Here is a 16,662-nt window from a genome sequence, read left to right on the forward strand (position 1 = left end):
CGTCCCCCGACCGGCGGCGCGGGCGCGTAGGTTGCCATCCATGAGCGCCAGAGACCCCGTCGCCGACCTGCGTCGGATCGCGTTCCTGCTGGAGCGGGCCAACGAGGCCACCTACCGGGTACGCGCGTTCCGCTCGGCGGCGACCACCCTTGCCGCGTTGCCGGCGGCGGAGCTGACCGAGCGGGCCCGGACCGGGACGCTCACCGAACTGTCCGGGGTCGGCGACGTCACCGCCCGCTGCGTCGCCGAGTCGCTGGCCGGCGAGGAGCCGGTCTACCTGCGTCGGCTGGCCGCCACCGAGGGCACCGACCTGGACGAGGCGGCCGGCGCGCTACGGGCCGCGCTGCGCGGCGACTGCCACACCCACTCGGACTGGTCCGACGGCGGATCACCGATCGAGGAGATGGCGCTCGCCGCGGTCGAACTCGGCCACGAGTACGTGGTGCTGACCGACCACTCGCCCCGGCTGACGGTGGCCCGGGGCCTCACCGCCGACCGGCTGCGCCGGCAACTCGACCACGTGGCGGCGGTCAACGCGGCCCTGCCCGAGGGGTTCCGCATCCTCACCGGGATCGAGGTGGACATCCTCGCCGACGGGACCCTCGACCAGGACGAGGAGCTACTGGCCCGGCTCGACGTGGTGGTCGGCTCGGTGCACAGCGGCCTACGCGACGAGCGGGCCAGGATGACCCGCCGGATGCTCACCGCGATCGCCAACCCGCACCTGGACATCCTCGGCCACTGCACCGGACGGATGGTGTCGTCCCGGCCCGCGGGGGTGACCGGCCCGGGTGACAAGGGGCACCGGGCGCGGACCCGCGCCGAGAGCGAGTTCGACGCGGACGCGGTCTTCGCCGCCTGCGCCGAACACGACGTGGCCGTGGAGATCAATTCCCGGCCGGAGCGGCAGGACCCGCCGAAGCGGCTGATCCGCCGTGCGCTGGAGGCCGGCTGCCGGTTCGCCATCGACACCGACGCGCACGCCCCCGGGCAGCTCGACTGGCAGCAGTTCGGCTGCGTCCGGGCGGCCCTGTGCGGCGTCCCCGCCGACCGGGTGGTCAACACCTGGCCGGCGGACCGCCTCATCGACTGGACCCGCACCCACGCCTGATCCGCCGCCCCGCCCCCGTTACCCGCCGCCGCAGGCCGACAAGCCCGACGGCCGGGCCGGGGTGGGCCGGCGGCCGGGGTGGGCCGGCGGCCGGGGTGGGCCGGCCACGCGATGATCCACTCCTGTGGGCCGTAATTGTGGTGTCCCACCGCCTCGGATACCGCAACTACGGCTCCGATGAGTCGATCATGCTGATGAGCCGGGCCGGCGGGGGTCAGCAGACCGTGGCCTCCGGCTCCGGCACCGCCGCCGCGTCGGCGCCGGCAGGCCGGGCAGTAACGGACGCGCCGACACCGACGGGGGTTGTCGCCACGGGCGTGTCACCGTCGGCAGGCGGTGCGGCAACCGACCCGTCGGCAGGCGGTGCGGCAACGGACGCGTCGGCGACGACGGGCAGTTCGGCAACCGACCCGTCGGCGGCGACGGACGTTCGGCGGGGTCGGCGGGGGCCGAGCAGGCCTTGGGCCACGGCGACGCCGAGCAGCACGACCAGCGCACCGACCGGCTGGTGCCAGTTCAGCCGCTCGCCGAGCACCAACGCGCCGATCAGCACCGCGAAGATCGGCACCAGGTAGGTGACCGTGGCGGCGGTACTCGCCCCGGCCAGCCGGATGTTGCGCAGGTTGATCACGAAGGCCAGCCCGGTGCCGAGCGCGCCGAGCGCCAGCACACTCCCGACCACCGGCAACGACAGGCCGGTCGGTGCCGGTGGCGACCCGGCCACCAGCAGCCCGACGACCGCCAGCTGGGCGGTGGCCACCAGCAGTTGCGCCGCCGAGAGCGACAGCCCGGAGTGGGCGCTGCCGGCGATGAACCGCTTCTGGTACGGGATGGCCACCCCGTAACAGGCCGCCGCGCCGAAGCACATCAACTGCCCGGTGAAGTGCGCCCCGCCCACCCCCTCCCAGACGCCGAGCACCACCAGCACGCCGAGAAAGCCCAGCCCGAGCCCGACGGCGGCCCGCACGGTCAACCGCTCGGTACGGAAGACCAGCACCGCCAGCGGCAGCACGAACAGCGGTGTGGTGGCGTTCCAGATGCCGGCGAGCATCGACTCGACCCGCTGTTCGCCGTAGCCGAACAGGGTGAACGGGATCGCCACCCCGAACGCGGCGACCACCACCAGGTGCGCCCAGATCCGGGGCTCCCGGGGCAGCCGGTCACGGAGCAGGAGCAACACCACCAGCAGCGTCGCCGCGCCGGTCGCCACCCGGTAGAGGGTGAGGTGCAGCGGGTGCAGCTCGGCGATGCCGACCTTGATGAACAGGAAGCTGGAGCCCCAGATCGCGGCGAGGGCGAGGAAGCCCGGCAACCAGCCGCGCAGTGCGGCACGGTCAGGAGTGGTATGGCCTGTCACCCCTTGCACTCTGCCCGAGCGGCAGGACGATGTCCCGCGTATTTCGGTCGCCGTGTCGTCGGCCACAGCTCGCGGACCCGATCCTGTCCGCCCTCGGCGAGCAGGTGCGTTACCGCCTCGCCACGCGGCCGGTCGGCGGGCGGTGACTCCGGGCCGCCGTGCAGCCGTTGAGCGGGCAGCGGCTTCGGCTCCACCCGTCCTTCCCGGTCGACGTCGATCCGGGCGACCTGCCGCCCTGGGCTCCGTGCCAGGAACCCGGACGGCTCCGCCTCGTTGAGCGACCGGAGGTGTGGTGGTTGAGGTCGTCGACGAGCGGTACGGGACCGGTGCCCGAGCTGGCCGGTGGTTGGACCGTACGCCGGGCGGAGCGGCACCTGCCGGTCGGCGCGCTGGCCGGCACCCGGCACGAGTGCGTCGACGGCCGGCTGGTGGTGACCCCGTTCCCACCGGCGGTGGAGAGTGTCGCGACGGCAACCCTGGCCAGCGCATTCGTCCCGGCGGCCGAGGCGGCGGGACGACACGTGCTCGGCCGGGTCAACCTGACCTTCACCGCGTCCTGCTGGATCCAGCCGGACGTCACCGTCCTGCACACCCTGCCAGCCGGCGACGAGCAGGAGCGCTGGGTGCCGGCGACCCTGTGCACGATGGCGGTGGAGTTCGTCCGGCACGGTGCCCGGCGCAACCCGGTCGACCGGCTGCGCCGCTGCGCGGCGGCGGGGGTGCCGTGGTTCCTCCGGGTGGAGTTGGACCGGCGGCCCCAGCGGATGACCGCGACCCTGCTCGGCCGGGACGACGGCGGCTACCCGGTCGTGGGTCGGGCGGTCGGTCACCAGCGACTGCGTTCCCGGTTGCCGTTCCCGATCGACTTCGCCCCGGCCCGCCTGCTGCCCCCGACCTGACCGGCCGGCTCCGCCGCACCGATGGTCCCGGTCGCCACCAGATCCTCGGAACCAGGCCGGCAGCCGATGGCCCCGCCCCTCCCCCTGGGCCCGCAGGTTCCGGACGCTGCCTCGAACCCGACAAACGCGCTCGACAACCGGACCCGCTGGTCACGTAGGGTCGCAGCGTGGGACGAATCGATGACCTCGCGAACCGGTACGTGGCTGACTGGGCGCCACTGAGCCCGACCGGCGCCACCTATGTCGGCATCGCCGGCTACGACGACCAACTCGACGACCTCTCGCCCGCAGGCTACGAGGCCCGGGCCGAGTTGACCCGGCGCACTCTCGCCGACCTGGACGTGACCGAGCCGGAGTCCGAGGCGGAGCGGACCGCCAAGGAGGCGATGCAGGAACGCCTCGGGCTGGAGTTGGCCCGCCACGACGCGGGCGAGATCACCAGCGAGGTGAACGTCATCGCCAGCGGGCTGCACGAGATCCGGATGGTGTTCGACCTGATGCCCACCGAGGGCGAGCAGGGCCGGGCGGCGGTCGCCGCGCGGCTCAACCGCTTCGCCGGCACGTTGGAGGGTTACAAGACCACCCTGCGCGAGGCCGCCGCCGCCGGTCGGGTCAGCTCCAAGGTGCAGCTCAGCGAGGTGGCCAAGCAGTGCGACACCTGGACCGACCCGCACGGTGACAACTTCTTCCACGGTCTGGTGCAGCGGCTGGACACCGACGGCACGCTCGGTGCCGAGCTGCGCCGGGGTGCGGCGGCGGCGACCGCGGCGACCGTCGAGTTCGGCCACTTCCTGCGCACCGAGTTGGTCCCGCACGGGCGGGACAAGCAGGCCGCCGGCCGGGAGCGCTACGAGTTGGCCTCGCAGTACTTCCTCGGCGCGAAGATCGACCTGGACGAGACGTACGCCTGGGGTTTCGCGGAGCTGGCCCGGTTGGAGGCCGAGATGCGGACGGTGGCGGGCCGGATCGCCGGGTCCGGCGCCACCATCGACGAGGCGGTGGCCGTGCTGGACGCCGACCCGGCCCGGACCATCCAGGGCAAGGAGGCGTTCCGGGACTGGATGCAGGCGCTGGCCGACAAGGCGATCGGTGAGCTGCACGGCACCCACTTCGACATCCCCGAGCAGGTCCGCCGGATCGAGTGCTGCCTCGCCCCGACCAGCGACGGGGCGATCTACTACACCGGGCCGAGCGAGGACTTCTCCCGCCCGGGGCGGATGTGGTGGGCGGTGCCGCCGGGCATCACCGACTTCTCCACCTGGCGCGAGGTGACCACGGTCTACCACGAGGGCGTCCCCGGGCACCACCTCCAGGTCGCGCAGACCGCCGTCCGGGCGGAGTTGCTCAACCGCTGGCAGCGGCTGCTGTGCTGGGTCTCGGGCCACGGCGAGGGGTGGGCGCTCTACTCGGAGCGGCTGATGGACGAGCTGGGTTACCTGGAGGACCCGGGCGACAAGCTCGGCATGCTGGACGGGCAGGCGTTCCGGGCGGCCCGGGTGATCGTCGACATCGGCATGCATCTGGAACTGGAGATCCCGAGGGACAACCCGTTCGGTTTCCGCCCGGGCGAACGGTGGACGCCGGAGCTGGGCTGGGAGTTCATGCGTTCGCACTGCCGGGTGCCGGAGGAGAACCTCCGTTTCGAGCTGAACCGTTACCTGGGGTGGCCGGGGCAGGCGCCGTCGTACAAGGTGGGCGAGCGGATCTGGCTCCAGGCCCGGGAGGACGCGAAGGCCCGCAAGGGTGCCGACTTCGACCTGAAGGAGTTCCACCGGCAGGCGCTCGACCTGGGCGCGCTCGGGCTCGATCCGCTGCGCCGGGCGCTGGCCCGCCTCTGAGCCCTCACCGGCCACCCGCCCGCCGCACCGGCCGAAGCGCACGCAACGGGCCGGGCGGTCCGGCCAGGTGCAGCGGGCCGGCCTGGTCGGCCTGATGCAGGAGTGCGGTCGGGCCGGGTGCCGGGTGGTCCGGCACAGGGCACGCGGTCCGGCCGCAGACGGGGATAGGCGGCGGGACGGGTAGGCCGCAGGCCCAGGTCAGTGGTCGGGGGCGGGCGGGTGCCCGCCCCCGACGCACCTGGGGGTGGAGGAAAGCTCAGGAGAGGCTGAGCGCCAGCGCGGGCCGGGCGGTCAGCGTGTCGGAGTCCACGAATGCCAGGTTGATCACCGGGTCGGTGAAGGTGATCGGGATCGGTGAGGTGATCGGGATGCCGTCGGGGAACGGCAGGTCCGGGGTCAGCGTGATCTTGATGCCGAGCAGCCGGCCGACGAACCGGGTGGCATAGAACGCGACGTCACCCCGTACCGTCAGCTCGTCGGTGACGTACCGCTGGTGGCGGCCCGCCGGACCGTCCGCGACCAGCATGAAGTCGGCGGTGACCGCCTTGCTCATGCTGAACTTCAGCACCGTCAGCGTGCCGTCCGTGGTGGGCAGGTCGACGATCCCCTCGAACCGCAGCCCGGTCATGGTGACCTTGGTACCGGTCAGGGTGGACGGCTGCCGGGCCACCCTCGGCTGTCCTGCCTCCGGGGCGATCCTCGGCAACGGCCGGCCCGGCTGCACGGCACCGGGTCGGCCGGGTTTCCCGGGGGCGCAGCGGGTGCCGGGCCGGGTGGTGGTGGGTTTCGGCCGGGTGGTGGGGGTGGCCTTCGGGGTGACACCGGTGCCCGACGACGGGCCGGCGCTCGGCGGGGCCGTCCCGCCACCGCCGGTGAACAGGTCACCGAGTCCGTGCAGGAGGTCGGTGAGGAGATTGCCGTCCGGCGTCGACGAGGGTGCCGGGCTGGCGTCGGGGGTGACCGTCGGGGGTGCCGTCCGGCTGGCCGAGGGCCGGGGGGCGGCGGTCTTCGTGGGTGCCGCCGTCGGGCAGGCGGTGGGGGTGGGCCTCGGCGCGGCGGCCCGTACCGGCTGCGGCGCGGCGGCGACCAGCCCTCCGGCGGTGAGGCCGAGCGCCAGCAGCGCGACCGCGAAGTAGCGCGGGTCGCGACCACCGGTCGGATCTTCCGGGTACGCCACGTCGCGCGACCGCCGCCCGACCGGGCCGAACTCCCCGTCCGCACCCTCACGCGAACCACGGTCCGCACCCTCACGCGAACCACGGTCCGCACCGGAACCGCCGTCCGCGCCGGGACCAACCCCGACACCGGAACCACGGTCCGCACCGGAACCACCGTCCGCCTCGGGACTGTCGAGAATGTCGACGCCGCTGTCCCGGCCGGCATCGTCGTCCGACGCGGCACGAGGGTCCGGACCGGAGCCGGCAGGGGCACCGACGCCCGGCCCGGCGTCGGCACCGGGCCGGGCGCCGGGTCGGACGGGTGTCCAGGCGAAACCGAGGGCGCTGCCGACGAGGCCGAGCAGCAGACCGACGAAGAACCCGCCGAGGTTGAGGCCGATCAGGGAGTAGATCGTGGTGACCGCCGCGACGATCGAGTAGAACAGCCGCTGGCCGGGGCTCCACCAGAGCAGCAGACCGCAGGTGACCAGGATGCTCGGAATGAGCAGCGAGTAGAGCCCGGTCGCCCCGGAGGAGAAGCTCAGCCCGTTGAGGGTCATCCGGGTGGAGGCGAACATCTCCACCCCGGCGAGCACGGTGAGCAGCCCACCCCAGAACGGTCGGCTGCGTCGCCACCGGCGGAAGCTCCGCCACCCACGACCGGGGCCGCCACCGGCCCGCACGTGTTGCGGTTGCGCGCTTGTCACGTACTCCTCCTGGTGAGCGGGCAGGTGGCGGTGGGAGGGATGGGCCGGGCCCGTGCTGTCCGGCGCTGGTGGTGGAAGGGGCCCTTCCCGTCGTCGGGCGCGGCTCAGTTGTCCGCGAAGCACTCCTTGCCCTTGGCGGCGTCGCCGACGTTCACCTTGAGCCGCAGGCCGGTCAGGTTGAAGGTGGCGGCCGTGGTGTAGCGGGACACCTGCTGGAGGTTGGTGATGGTGACGTGCTGGGCGTCCTGGCCGAACGAGCCGGCCTGCGCCGACGGGTTCAGGTCGGTGGCGTCCCGGCCGATCCGGATGTTGGTGAAGGTCGCTTCGCCGGCCAGGCTGTCCATCGCGATCATCATGTTCTTGGCGGTGGCCGGCTTGTCGTCACCGGCGTTGATGGTCAACACCACCGGCAGGCCGGGCAGGTCGGCGCGGACGGACTGGCAGAGCTTGTAGAGCTGGGCGCTGCCGATCTCGGAGAGGGCGACCGGGTGGACCTTCCCGTTCTTCTCCTTGACGATGCCGCCGTACTGCGTGAAGCCGTCGCCCTCCAGGCGCTCGGCACCGATCTTGAAGGTCTGGCCGGAGACGGTGATGTCGGAGGCGATGGCTCCGCTCTGCATCCCGAACAGGATGGCGCCCACGGCGGCCGACGCGGGCACGATCATCGCGGCGAAGCGCCGCCACCGGGTACGCCCCGGGTCGTCGATCCGATTCTGCACGGCTTCCTCCTCAGGCTGGTGCCCGGTCGCGGGAGCCGGCCCGCGCCGCAGCGCGGGCCGGAAGATCTGTTACCGACGGGTAACGAGGGTGCGCCTGATGGTGCACCCACTGAGGCGTGGCTCACAAGACCTCGCCTACCGGCCGGTAACCCCCGGCGACCAGGGAAGGCGTCCACCCTTCACGCTGAGTGCCGCCAGCCCACCCCGAGCGACCGACGTCAATGCGGCGAATGCCACCGAATCCGGCACCACCCGTGACCCAGGGTGGCAAACCATTGACGAGTTACGATTTCATAACGTGCACTGGCCGCTATCGGAGCGACACGGAGGGCGGGCCGGAAACCCGACCCGCCCTCCGTACCGGTGAAGAACGTCAGCGCTTTCCGGCCCCGTCCCCGGCCCGCCAGTTCGTCGACGCGGGCGGGATCTCGTCACTGAGCGGGCCGCCCTGCCGCGCCGCGGCCGGCTGCTCGACCCGGGTCGACGCGTCCCGCGCCGGCCCGCCGGTCGGGGCCCCGTCCGGTCGAGGGCGCGCCCCGGCCGTCGACGCACGTCGCCCGGAGGCGATCAGCCAGATCCCCAGCAGCAGCAGTACGGCACCGAGGACGGCCAACCCGATCGGCAGGGTACGACCGATCAGCTGGAGCTTGTCCCGGGTCACGCCGGCCGACTTCACGCTGTTGGCGATGGTGGCCTCGTCATAGACGAAGTCCGCGTCCAGCAGGGCCACCGTCGCGCCCTGGTTCGGCACGAAGGTCTTCCGCTGCTGCTCACGCACCTTGACGAAGTTGCCGCTGACCGGCTCGATCCAGATCGTCCGGGTGTTGCTGTAGGTGACCTTGCCGGTGGTCGCGCCCGGTGCCAGCGCACCGGCCAGCGCGGTCAGCGAGCCCGCCGGGGTGACCAGGTCGGTCTCCGGGATCTGCTGCACGTACCGGTACGCCTCGGTGCCGTTGATCTGCTCGGTGCCGTCGAACGCGATCGGCAGCCCCTTGCGCAGGTCCCGGTCGAAGAAGGTGTGGTCCCGCCGCTCCGCGCGGAACGGGAACTTGTAGGTCTGCCCGGCAAAGGTCACCGAGTCGTCGGTGCCGCCCGGGCCGTCGGTGTCCAGGTACTGCTTGTCCCAGTCCCGGGCGGCGGCGCTCACCCGGTCCAGGGCGAACTCGGCCGCGTACTTGCTGACGTCCGAGCCGTTGTCGGTCCGCACGACGGTGCCGTAGACGTCCCAGACGACCGCCTCGCCCTTGAGGTCGCCGGTCATCTCCTTCTCGGTCGTCGACGCCTGCGGCACCACCTCGGTGGTGGCCTTGAGCTGACCGGTCTGGATCGTCGGCTTACCGTTGAGCACCTGCATGTAGGTGGCGTTCTCGGCGACCGCGACGCTCGCCCGCAGGCAACCGTCCGGCTTGCCGTCCGCGTTGCAGAACGTCAGGTCGTACGGCAGCTTCGTCACCGACGGCGCCACGTAGTACGCCGTTCCCGCAGCGACCGCGAGGGACAGAACGCCGATGCCGAACAGCGCGGCACCCAGGCGAGCCTTCACTGGTCCTCCCTAACAAAGACAGTCAGCCGGTTACCGGCAGAAGATCGAGGATGTAAAACTTGGCCGCACGTTACTCCCGAGTCACATAGCCCCGCGACCCTCTGGACGGTTGATGTCTGCCCCGATTCCCGATCAGGTCCTGCGGCGGCTGCCCGCGCTCGACGCCGTCCGGGTGATCGGGGCGCTCGCCGTGGTGGGGCACCACGTCGGTTTCGCCACCGGGCGCAACACCGGCGACGCGGCCGTCGGCGCGTGGCTGTCCCGGCTCGACGTGGGTGTCGCCGTGTTCTTCGTCCTCTCCGGGTTCCTGCTGTTCCGGCCGTACGCGCACGCACGGGCGACGGGCCAGCGGCCCCCCGCCACCGGTCGGTACCTGTGGCGGCGGGCCGCCCGGATCCTGCCCGCCTACTGGGTCGCCGTGGTGGTCTGCCTGCTGGTACTGCCGCAGAACCGGCCGGCGTCGACCGGTGACTGGCTGCGGCACCTCACGCTGACCCAGATCTACCAGCACGGTCAACTCCGGCACGGGCTCAGCCAGACCTGGAGCCTGGCCACCGAGGTCACGTTCTATCTGCTGCTGCCGGTGCTGGCGATCCTCCTGCTCGGCCGGCGACGGCCGGCACCGACCACGCCGACGTCGGCCCACCCGGACGGGGTGCTGCGGATCGCGCTGGCCGCGACGGTGGTGACCGGTGGCTGGGTGGCGTTGATGGGCTCGGGCGTGCTCAGCCTCGGCCTGCACACCATGTGGCTGCCCTCGTACGCCGGGTGGTTCGGCGCGGGAATGGCCCTGGCCGGCGCGCACGTCGCGCTGCGCACCGGCCGGGGTGAGCGCTGGCGCTGGCTGGACGACCTGGGCCGGGCCCCGCTGGCCTGCTGGACGATCGCCCTGGGCACGCTGGCCGTCGCCACCACCCCGGTCACCGGCCCCCGCGACCTGGCCGAGCCGACCGCCGGCCAGTTCGCCACCAAGCTGGTGCTCTACCTGGTCGTCGCGGTGCTGCTGCTGGTGCCGGTGGCGTTCGGCCCGCAGACCCGCACCAAGGGCGTCTTCGACAGCGTCGTCGGCCGGTGGCTGGGCCGGGTGTCCTACGGGCTGTTCCTCTGGCACCCGTTCGTGCTGGAGGGGATCTACCTGGTGGACGGTCGGCCGGAGTTCACCGGCGACCCGCTCGGCACCTTCGCGCTCACCGTGGTCGGTGGGCTGGTCCTCGCGGCGGTCAGCTACTACGCGGTCGAACGTCCCTTCCAACGCTGGGGTGGTCGGTGGCCGCGTCGGCGCAGCACCAGCGAGAGCCAGAGCAGGGTGGCGGTGGCGACCGCGGCCAACTGAGGCAGCCAGGCGGTGTGCCCGCCCCGGGTCGCCGCCCACCAGCCGGCCAGCGCGAAGCACGCCACCGGCAGCCAGCGCACGGTGGCCCGGCGCAGCCGGTGCATGCCGCGCCGGTCCGGCGGGTGCAGGTGCGGCTCCAGCGCCCGCCCGGCCAGCACCACGACCACCACCGCCAACGCCACCCCGACCGCCGCCGGGCCGCCGAACAGCAGCAACGCCCCACCGCCGACGAGCGCGGCCAGGAACCGCCCGCGCCGCCGCCGCATCACCACCACCGGTGCCGGGGTACGCCGCCACGGCAACACCGCCAGCAGCACGACCCCGGCCAGCAGCACCGCCCCGGCCCCGAGCGCCAGCACGTACCCGCGGTCGGGGGCGAAGCGGAGCGTCACCTCGCCGGCGACGTCGGCCGGCACCAGCCAGCCCTGCTGCCAGCCGTCCACCACGAACGGGGTGAGGGTCCGGCCGGCGGCGGTGGCCACCCACCCGGCGTTGGCGTTCTCCCGCAACGCCAGCACCCGCTCGCCGGGGTGGTTCCCCAGGCGCAGCACCCGACGGGTGGCCGACCACTCGTCGACCCGCAGCGCCGTCCGGGTCGCCCCGGGTGCCGTGGCGTCGGTCGTCGCGCCGCCGGCCCCGGGTGCCGCCGCACCGGTGCCGGCCGTGGTGCCGCCGGGCGCGGTCGGGCCAGCGGTGGTCCCGCCGGGCGCGGCGCTGGTCGGGGTGAGGGCGAGCCGGGTCGGTACGGTCAGCCCCGTCCCCGCCGCCACCACCCGGTTCTCCCCGCCGGCCAGCCGCACCGGCACCTTCGCGGCCGGGCCGCACAGCACGACCGGCACCTCGCGCAGTTCGAGCAGGTCCCGCCGGCTGGCGACCAGCGCGGTCCGGCGTTGCCCGCCGGCCACGGTGACGGTGGGGCCGGTGCCGCAGGGCAGGGTGACCCGTTTCGCGGTGTCGGCTCGGGTGACCGGCGTGGTCGGCAGCACGGCCAGCTCGCCCACCCCCACCGGCAGGCTCTGCGTCACCCGCCGGTACGGGTCGTACGACGCCGCCGGCACCAGGTCGGAGATCAGCACGGTGATGTCGTCGCTGCGCATCGGCCGGTCGAACAGCAGCGTGCCGCCCTCGTCCAGCACCCCGCCGCGCATCCCCTCGTCGCCGATCACGGTGACCCGCCAGGGGCGGGCCGCCGCCGCGGTGGGCGGCAGGGTGATCCGCAGGCCGCTGATGGTGCGCGCCTTCGGCCAGGTCAGCCGCAGCCACGGTTGCCGGTCGGCGTCGGCGGCGTACCAGGTGGTCGCGGCGTCCCCGTCCACCACCGCCCCGGGCCGGGCGGTCGGGTGGAACACACCGACGGTCGAGGCGGTCACGGTCGGGGTGACCCCGGTGGTGACCGCCGCCGCCCCACCGGCGTCGAGCAGGGCGTTGAGCGCCGCGCCGGGCCGGGGCCGGGCCCAGAGTCCGACCTGGTAGTCGGCGCCGACCGGCAGCTGCACGGTGCGGTCGATCTTGTCGCTGTCCTCGGAGGCGCGGGCCATCGCTCCGGCGCAGATCGGCCGGCCCTCGTCGAAGACGCACGACGGGGTGGCCGGGGCCGCACCGAACACCATCGCGGCGGGCCGGTCGGTGGCCGGTGGGGTCGGCACCACCAGGGTCCGGGCGGCCTCGACACCGGGGATGACGAGTTCGGCGATGCCCACCCCGCCGAAACCGGCCCGGACGTCGAAGACCTGTTCGACGGTGACCCGGACGAACCGGGTGGGGTAGCCGTCGGGCAGGGCCACGTCGACGGTCTGCCCGCCGGTCTGCACGGTGGTCTGCTGCCGGCCGGCGGTCACGGTGATCTTCGTGGGCAGCGAGTCGGCCCCGGTGTCGAAGGTGATCCGCAGTTGCCGGACGACCTGCGGCCGGGCCAGCTCCACCTCGAACCACTGCCCCGGCGTGAGGGTCCCCGGCGCGGACCGCCAGGAGGTGCTCAGGTCGCCGTCGACCGCCGCGTACGGCTGGTGTTCGGGGCGTCCACCGCCCAGCGGCTGCGCCTGCGACCAGGAGCTGGACGCGGACACCCCGCCGATGCCGAGGTAGCGCACCACTGTGGACTCCCCGTCGGCCCACTCCGGCAGGTAGTCGCGGGCCGGGGCGTCGAGCCGGGGTCGGTCCCGGGCGGTCAGGGTCGCCGAGGCGTTGTCGTGCTGCTGGCCGAAGGCGACCTCCCGGCGGCGCAGCCCGTCGGTGAGCGTCACCGACGGCTCACCCAGCCCGGCCGGGCGGTCCCCGGCGAGCACGGTGGGCGCGGCGGACAGCCGGCCGGCGGCGGCCAGCGGCAGCAGCGACTCGGGACCGCCGACCACCGTGGTCAGGTCGGCGGCGTCGTACGCGACGACCTGGTCGACGGCGCGGCGGACCTCGTACACCTCCAGCGCCCGGACCTTGACGTCCAGGCCCCGGTCGACGAAGTTGCCGGGGAGTTGGCCCCCGCCGACCTCGGGGCCGAATCCGCGCACCGGGTGGATGCCGGGTGAACGCAGCAACGCCTGCCGGACCACCACCGGCTGGGTGGCGCCGCTGTGGCCGTAGTCGAGGTCGGAGCGCAGCAGCAGGTACTTCACTCCGGAGCGGGCGAGCAGGTCGGCGAGACCGGCGGAGCCCTGCCCGTCGGCCAGCGCCGATTCGACGGTGTCCAGCAGCCGGATGGTGCCGGGCGGGGTGAGCGGCACCGAGCTGCGGACCGCCCACGGCCGGTGCGACAGCGGTTGGGTGATCTCGTCGCTGGGGCTGCCCCAGAGGTAGCGGGGGAACCGGGCGGCCGGCACCACCAGCACCCGGTCGTCGCCGACCGCCCGGTCCAGCCAGTTCGACGCCTGCTGCCAGTAACCGGGTACGCCCTGGAAGCTGCCCGGAGCGGCCAGCCCGCCGCCCAGCGCGGGCGCGGCGACCGCGGCGACCGCGACCAGGGCGGTGCCGGTGACCAGGCCGGCGCGCAGCCGGACCGGCTGGAGCGGCCGGGGCAGCAGAGCGGCCAGTTCCGGCCGGTGGCCGGTGCGGGCGGCCCGCAGCACCAGCCCGACCAGGTGGGCCAGGCCGAGGATCAGCGGCAGCCGGAGCACCACGTCGAACTTGTGCACGTTGCGCAGTGGTGCGCCGGCCGCGTCGAGGAAGGTGCGCTGGGTCTGCGCGCCGAACCCGTCGAGCTGGCCGAGGTGCCCGAGCCCGACCAGGGCCAGCCCGACCAGCAGCCCGGTGACCAGGAACCGCCGGTACGGCATGCCCCGACGGGCCAGCCCGGCGATGCCCAGCCCGGCGACCACCAGAGTGGCGATCACCAGGGGTTGCTCGGTGGCGAGCCGCCAACCCGCCGTCCACGGCGGCCCGTACGCGCCGTTGAGGTAGGCGTGCCAGTGCGAGGCGCCGCGCAGCACGGTGGTGCTGTCGGTGGGGGTGGTGGTCACCGGCGCGGTCTCGATGTAGTCGAGGAAGGGTGGGCTGTACCGGCCGAGCAGCAGCAGCGGCACCAGCCACCAGGCGGTCGCCGCGCCCACCGCCAGCCCCCAGCCGACGAGCGCCTTGATGCGGTGCCGGAACGGGTGCAGGCCGAGCAGCCAGAGCGCGGCCAGCGGCACGACGGCCAGCACGGCGGTGGCGTTGACCCCGCCGGCACAGGCCACCACCAGGGCCGACCGGGTGACCGCCCGCCGCACCGGCACCCCGTCGGCCAACCCGACCAGCGGCACGAGCACCCACGGCGCGAGCGCGCTGGGCCACGCCTCCACCGAGATCGGGCCGAGTTCGGTGAGCAGCCGGGGGGAGAGCGCGAAGGCTGCCCCGGCGAGCAACCGGGCCCACGGGGTGCCGATGTGCAGCCGCTCGGCGAGCCGGACGACGCCGACGCAGGCCACCGTCAGCAGCAACGCCCACCACAGCCGCTGCACCACCCAGGCCGGTACGGCGAGCAGCTTGCCGAGGAGGAAGAACGGCCCCATCGGCCACAGGTAACCGTACGCCTGATTCTGCAACTGCCCGAAGGTGCCGTCCGGGTCCCAGACGTGCAGGGCCCGGGTCAGCCATCCGGCCGGATCGATCGCCAGGTCGACCTTGGTGTCGATGACGATCAGCCCGGGGTCCTGGAGGAACGCCAGTGCCGACAAAGCGAGACAGACCGCGACCAAGCGCACACGCCACACCGTTCTCGATGTGTCGTCCGGCCCTTCGGCCGGTCCCGGACGGCCCGGCGACTGCTGCATCTCGCCTCCGATCGGGCATTGCGACTTGCGTGACGCAGCCCATAGTGTGACGCGACCGCGAAGACTACTCGGCAGTAGGAGTTGAGTGTTGGACGCACCGGCTGCCGCCACCACCAGGCACATACTGTTCCTCAACTGGCGGGACACCCGGAATCCGGAGGGCGGCGGATCCGAGGTCTACGTCGAACGGATCGCCGGCGAACTGGTCCGGCGCGGCCACCGGGCCACCCTGTTCTGCGCCACCCACCCGGCCGGCACCGCCGAGGAGACCACCCCCGACGGCGTACGGGTGCTGCGGCGCGGCGGGCGGCACACCGTCTACCTCCGGGCCGCCCTGGCGTACCTGGCCGGCGCTCTCGGCTTCGGCCCGCTGAGCCGCCGCCACGGCGGCCGACCCGACCTGATCGTCGACGTCGGCAACGGCCTGCCGTTCCTCTCCGCGCTCTACGCCCGCCGGCCGGTCATCGCGCTGGTGCACCACGTGCACCGCGAGCAGTGGCCGGTGGTGCTCGGCCCCGGACTGGCCCGGTTCGGCTGGTGGGTGGAGTCCTGGCTGGCGCCCCGGGTCTACCGCCGCTGCCGGTACGTCACCGTCTCCGCCGCCACCCGCGACGAGCTGGCCACCCTCGGCATCGACCCGGCCCGGGTCGACATCGTGCACAACGGCACCCCGGACATGACCGTCGGCCCGGTGCCCCGCTCACCGCAGCCGTCGCTGGTGGTGCTGGGTCGGCTGGTCCCGCACAAGCAGGTCGAGGTGGCGCTCTGGTCCCTCGCCGCGCTCGCCGACGAGCTGCCCGGCCTGACCCTGACCGTGGCCGGTCAGGGCTGGTGGGAGGCGCAGCTCCGGCACACCGCCGCCGAGCTGGGCCTCACCGACCGGGTCCGGTTCACCGGCTTCGTCGCCGACGCCGACAAGCGGCGGTTGCTCGCCTCGGCCTGGGTGGCGCTCACCCCGTCGCTCAAGGAGGGCTGGGGGCTCACCATCGTCGAGGCCGGCGCGGTCGGCACCCCGACGGTGGCGTTCCGGGGCGCGGGTGGGGTCGAGGAGTCCCTGGTCGACGGGGAGACCGGCCTGCTCGCCGAGGACGTCGACGACTTCGTGGCCAAGGTGCGGCTACTGCTGACCGACGACGGCTACCGGACCACCATGGGCGCGGCGGCCCGCGCCCACGCCGCCCGGTTCACCTGGCCGGTCTCGGGCGAAAAATTCGCGGCCCTCGTGACGAGGGCCGCGAACGGTCCGGCAGGATCACCGGTCGCACCGACTCCGGCAGGATCGCCGGTCGAGCAGAAGGGTCCGGCAGGATCGCCGGCAGGGCAGTCAGGTCCGGCAGGATCACCGGTCGGGCGGTCGGGTCCGGCGGTGCCGCCGGTCGGGCAGGCGGGTCCGGCAGGGTCACCGGCCGCGCAGGTGGAACAGTCCTACTTGGTGCCGTAGACCAGCGGCTGGTTGGCACCACCGCTGCCGCCGGACTCGGTGCGGGCGGCCTGCTCGGCCTTCGCCGCCTCGGCCGCCGACGTACCGGTCAGCGTGGTGGCCAACGCCACCGTGCCGAAGGCACCCAGAGCGATCGCGGCTACCGCGACCAGAACCAACGAGAGAGCACTGCGCATGGTGCTGTTTTCCTCCTCGTGAGCTGCGTGCGCGGCACGTTACCACCAAGTAGCCAACACCGGGAGAGCCGCGCGGGCGACCACCACCGGCCCGGCGGGCGGCCCGGAAGGCGGGGGCCGGGCGCTCGCCCCGGGCGGAG

At 73.7% G+C, this 16,662-nt stretch carries 10 protein-coding genes and 1 pseudogene; 5 read left to right on the top strand and 6 right to left on the bottom strand.

Annotation, left to right across the window (positions count from 1 at the left end):
* The first annotated feature begins 40 nt into the window (after positions 1-40).
* On the top strand, positions 41-1,111 hold the full coding sequence (locus ACQP1S_RS30395) for a PHP domain-containing protein (protein ID WP_432901368.1): 1,071 nt from the start codon (positions 41-43) through the stop codon (positions 1,109-1,111).
* Between the two features lie 214 nt (positions 1,112-1,325).
* Here the strand turns inward: ACQP1S_RS30395 and ACQP1S_RS30400 are convergent, their stop codons facing one another.
* A complete protein-coding gene (locus ACQP1S_RS30400; protein WP_432901370.1) occupies positions 1,326-2,468 on the bottom strand; it encodes a DMT family transporter in 1,143 nt (380 codons plus the stop codon).
* 296 nt (positions 2,469-2,764) lie between these two features.
* On the opposite strand from ACQP1S_RS30400, the gene ACQP1S_RS30405 reads away from it, so the two are divergent.
* Together ACQP1S_RS30405 and ACQP1S_RS30410 are read left to right on the top strand one after the other, a co-directional pair.
* Positions 2,765-3,367 carry a Uma2 family endonuclease gene (locus tag ACQP1S_RS30405; protein ID WP_432901372.1) on the top strand — a complete coding sequence of 201 codons (603 nt, stop codon included), beginning with the start codon at positions 2,765-2,767 and terminating at the stop codon, positions 3,365-3,367.
* Between the two features lie 167 nt (positions 3,368-3,534).
* Positions 3,535-5,205 carry a DUF885 domain-containing protein gene (locus tag ACQP1S_RS30410; RefSeq protein WP_432901374.1) on the top strand — a complete coding sequence of 557 codons (1,671 nt, stop codon included), beginning with the start codon at positions 3,535-3,537 and terminating at the stop codon, positions 5,203-5,205.
* A gap of 256 nt (positions 5,206-5,461) precedes the next feature.
* Here ACQP1S_RS30410 and ACQP1S_RS30415 read toward each other — a convergent pair whose 3' ends face one another.
* The 3 genes from ACQP1S_RS30415 to ACQP1S_RS30425 all read right to left on the bottom strand — a co-directional run bounded on the left by ACQP1S_RS30415 (position 5,462) and on the right by ACQP1S_RS30425 (position 9,331).
* Positions 5,462-7,069, bottom strand: coding sequence for a DUF6114 domain-containing protein (locus tag ACQP1S_RS30415; protein ID WP_432901376.1), 1,608 nt, complete (start codon positions 7,067-7,069; stop codon positions 5,462-5,464).
* Positions 7,070-7,173: 104 nt separating this feature from the next.
* Positions 7,174-7,788 (bottom strand): DUF6230 family protein, encoded by a 615-nt coding sequence (locus ACQP1S_RS30420; RefSeq protein WP_432901378.1) that lies wholly within the window; start codon positions 7,786-7,788, stop codon positions 7,174-7,176.
* A 373-nt stretch (positions 7,789-8,161) separates the two neighbouring features.
* The gene (locus ACQP1S_RS30425; RefSeq protein ID WP_432901380.1) at positions 8,162-9,331 is read right to left on the bottom strand and encodes a DUF3068 domain-containing protein; all 1,170 of its coding nucleotides are present in this window, start codon (positions 9,329-9,331) and stop codon (positions 8,162-8,164) included.
* A gap of 112 nt (positions 9,332-9,443) precedes the next feature.
* Between ACQP1S_RS30425 and ACQP1S_RS30430 the strand changes: the two genes are divergently transcribed.
* Entirely contained in the window at positions 9,444-10,664 is a 1,221-nt protein-coding gene (locus ACQP1S_RS30430) for an acyltransferase family protein (RefSeq protein WP_091247872.1), read from the top strand.
* Here ACQP1S_RS30430 and ACQP1S_RS30435 read toward each other — a convergent pair.
* On the bottom strand, positions 10,559-14,836 hold the full coding sequence (locus ACQP1S_RS30435; RefSeq protein ID WP_432901382.1) for an alpha-(1->3)-arabinofuranosyltransferase domain-containing protein: 4,278 nt from the start codon (positions 14,834-14,836) through the stop codon (positions 10,559-10,561). The two genes, ACQP1S_RS30430 and ACQP1S_RS30435, sit on opposite strands and share 106 nt — an antisense overlap.
* A 157-nt stretch (positions 14,837-14,993) precedes the next feature.
* Here ACQP1S_RS30435 and ACQP1S_RS30440 point away from each other — a divergent pair.
* Positions 14,994-16,190 (top strand): annotated as a pseudogene (locus tag ACQP1S_RS30440) (glycosyltransferase family 4 protein); the annotation flags it as partial.
* 140 nt (positions 16,191-16,330) lie between these two features.
* Here the strand turns inward: ACQP1S_RS30440 and ACQP1S_RS30445 are convergent.
* Positions 16,331-16,522 carry a hypothetical protein gene (locus tag ACQP1S_RS30445; RefSeq protein ID WP_091247883.1) on the bottom strand — a complete coding sequence of 64 codons (192 nt, stop codon included), beginning with the start codon at positions 16,520-16,522 and terminating at the stop codon, positions 16,331-16,333.
* Positions 16,523-16,662 lie beyond the last annotated feature (140 nt).

Source organism: Micromonospora matsumotoense (assembly GCF_050951065.1).
GTDB lineage: Bacteria > Actinomycetota > Actinomycetes > Mycobacteriales > Micromonosporaceae > Micromonospora > Micromonospora matsumotoensis.

Bases quoted from the DNA above. Each gene is read 5' to 3' on its own strand.
- ACQP1S_RS30445 (WP_091247883.1), bottom strand. From the start codon at position 16,522: ATGCGCAGTGCTCTCTCGTTGGTTCTGGTCGCGGTAGCCGCGATCGCT.
- ACQP1S_RS30395 (WP_432901368.1), top strand. From the start codon at position 41: ATGAGCGCCAGAGACCCCGTCGCCGACCTGCGTCGGATCGCGTTCCTG.
- ACQP1S_RS30430 (WP_091247872.1), top strand. From the start codon at position 9,444: ATGTCTGCCCCGATTCCCGATCAGGTCCTGCGGCGGCTGCCCGCGCTC.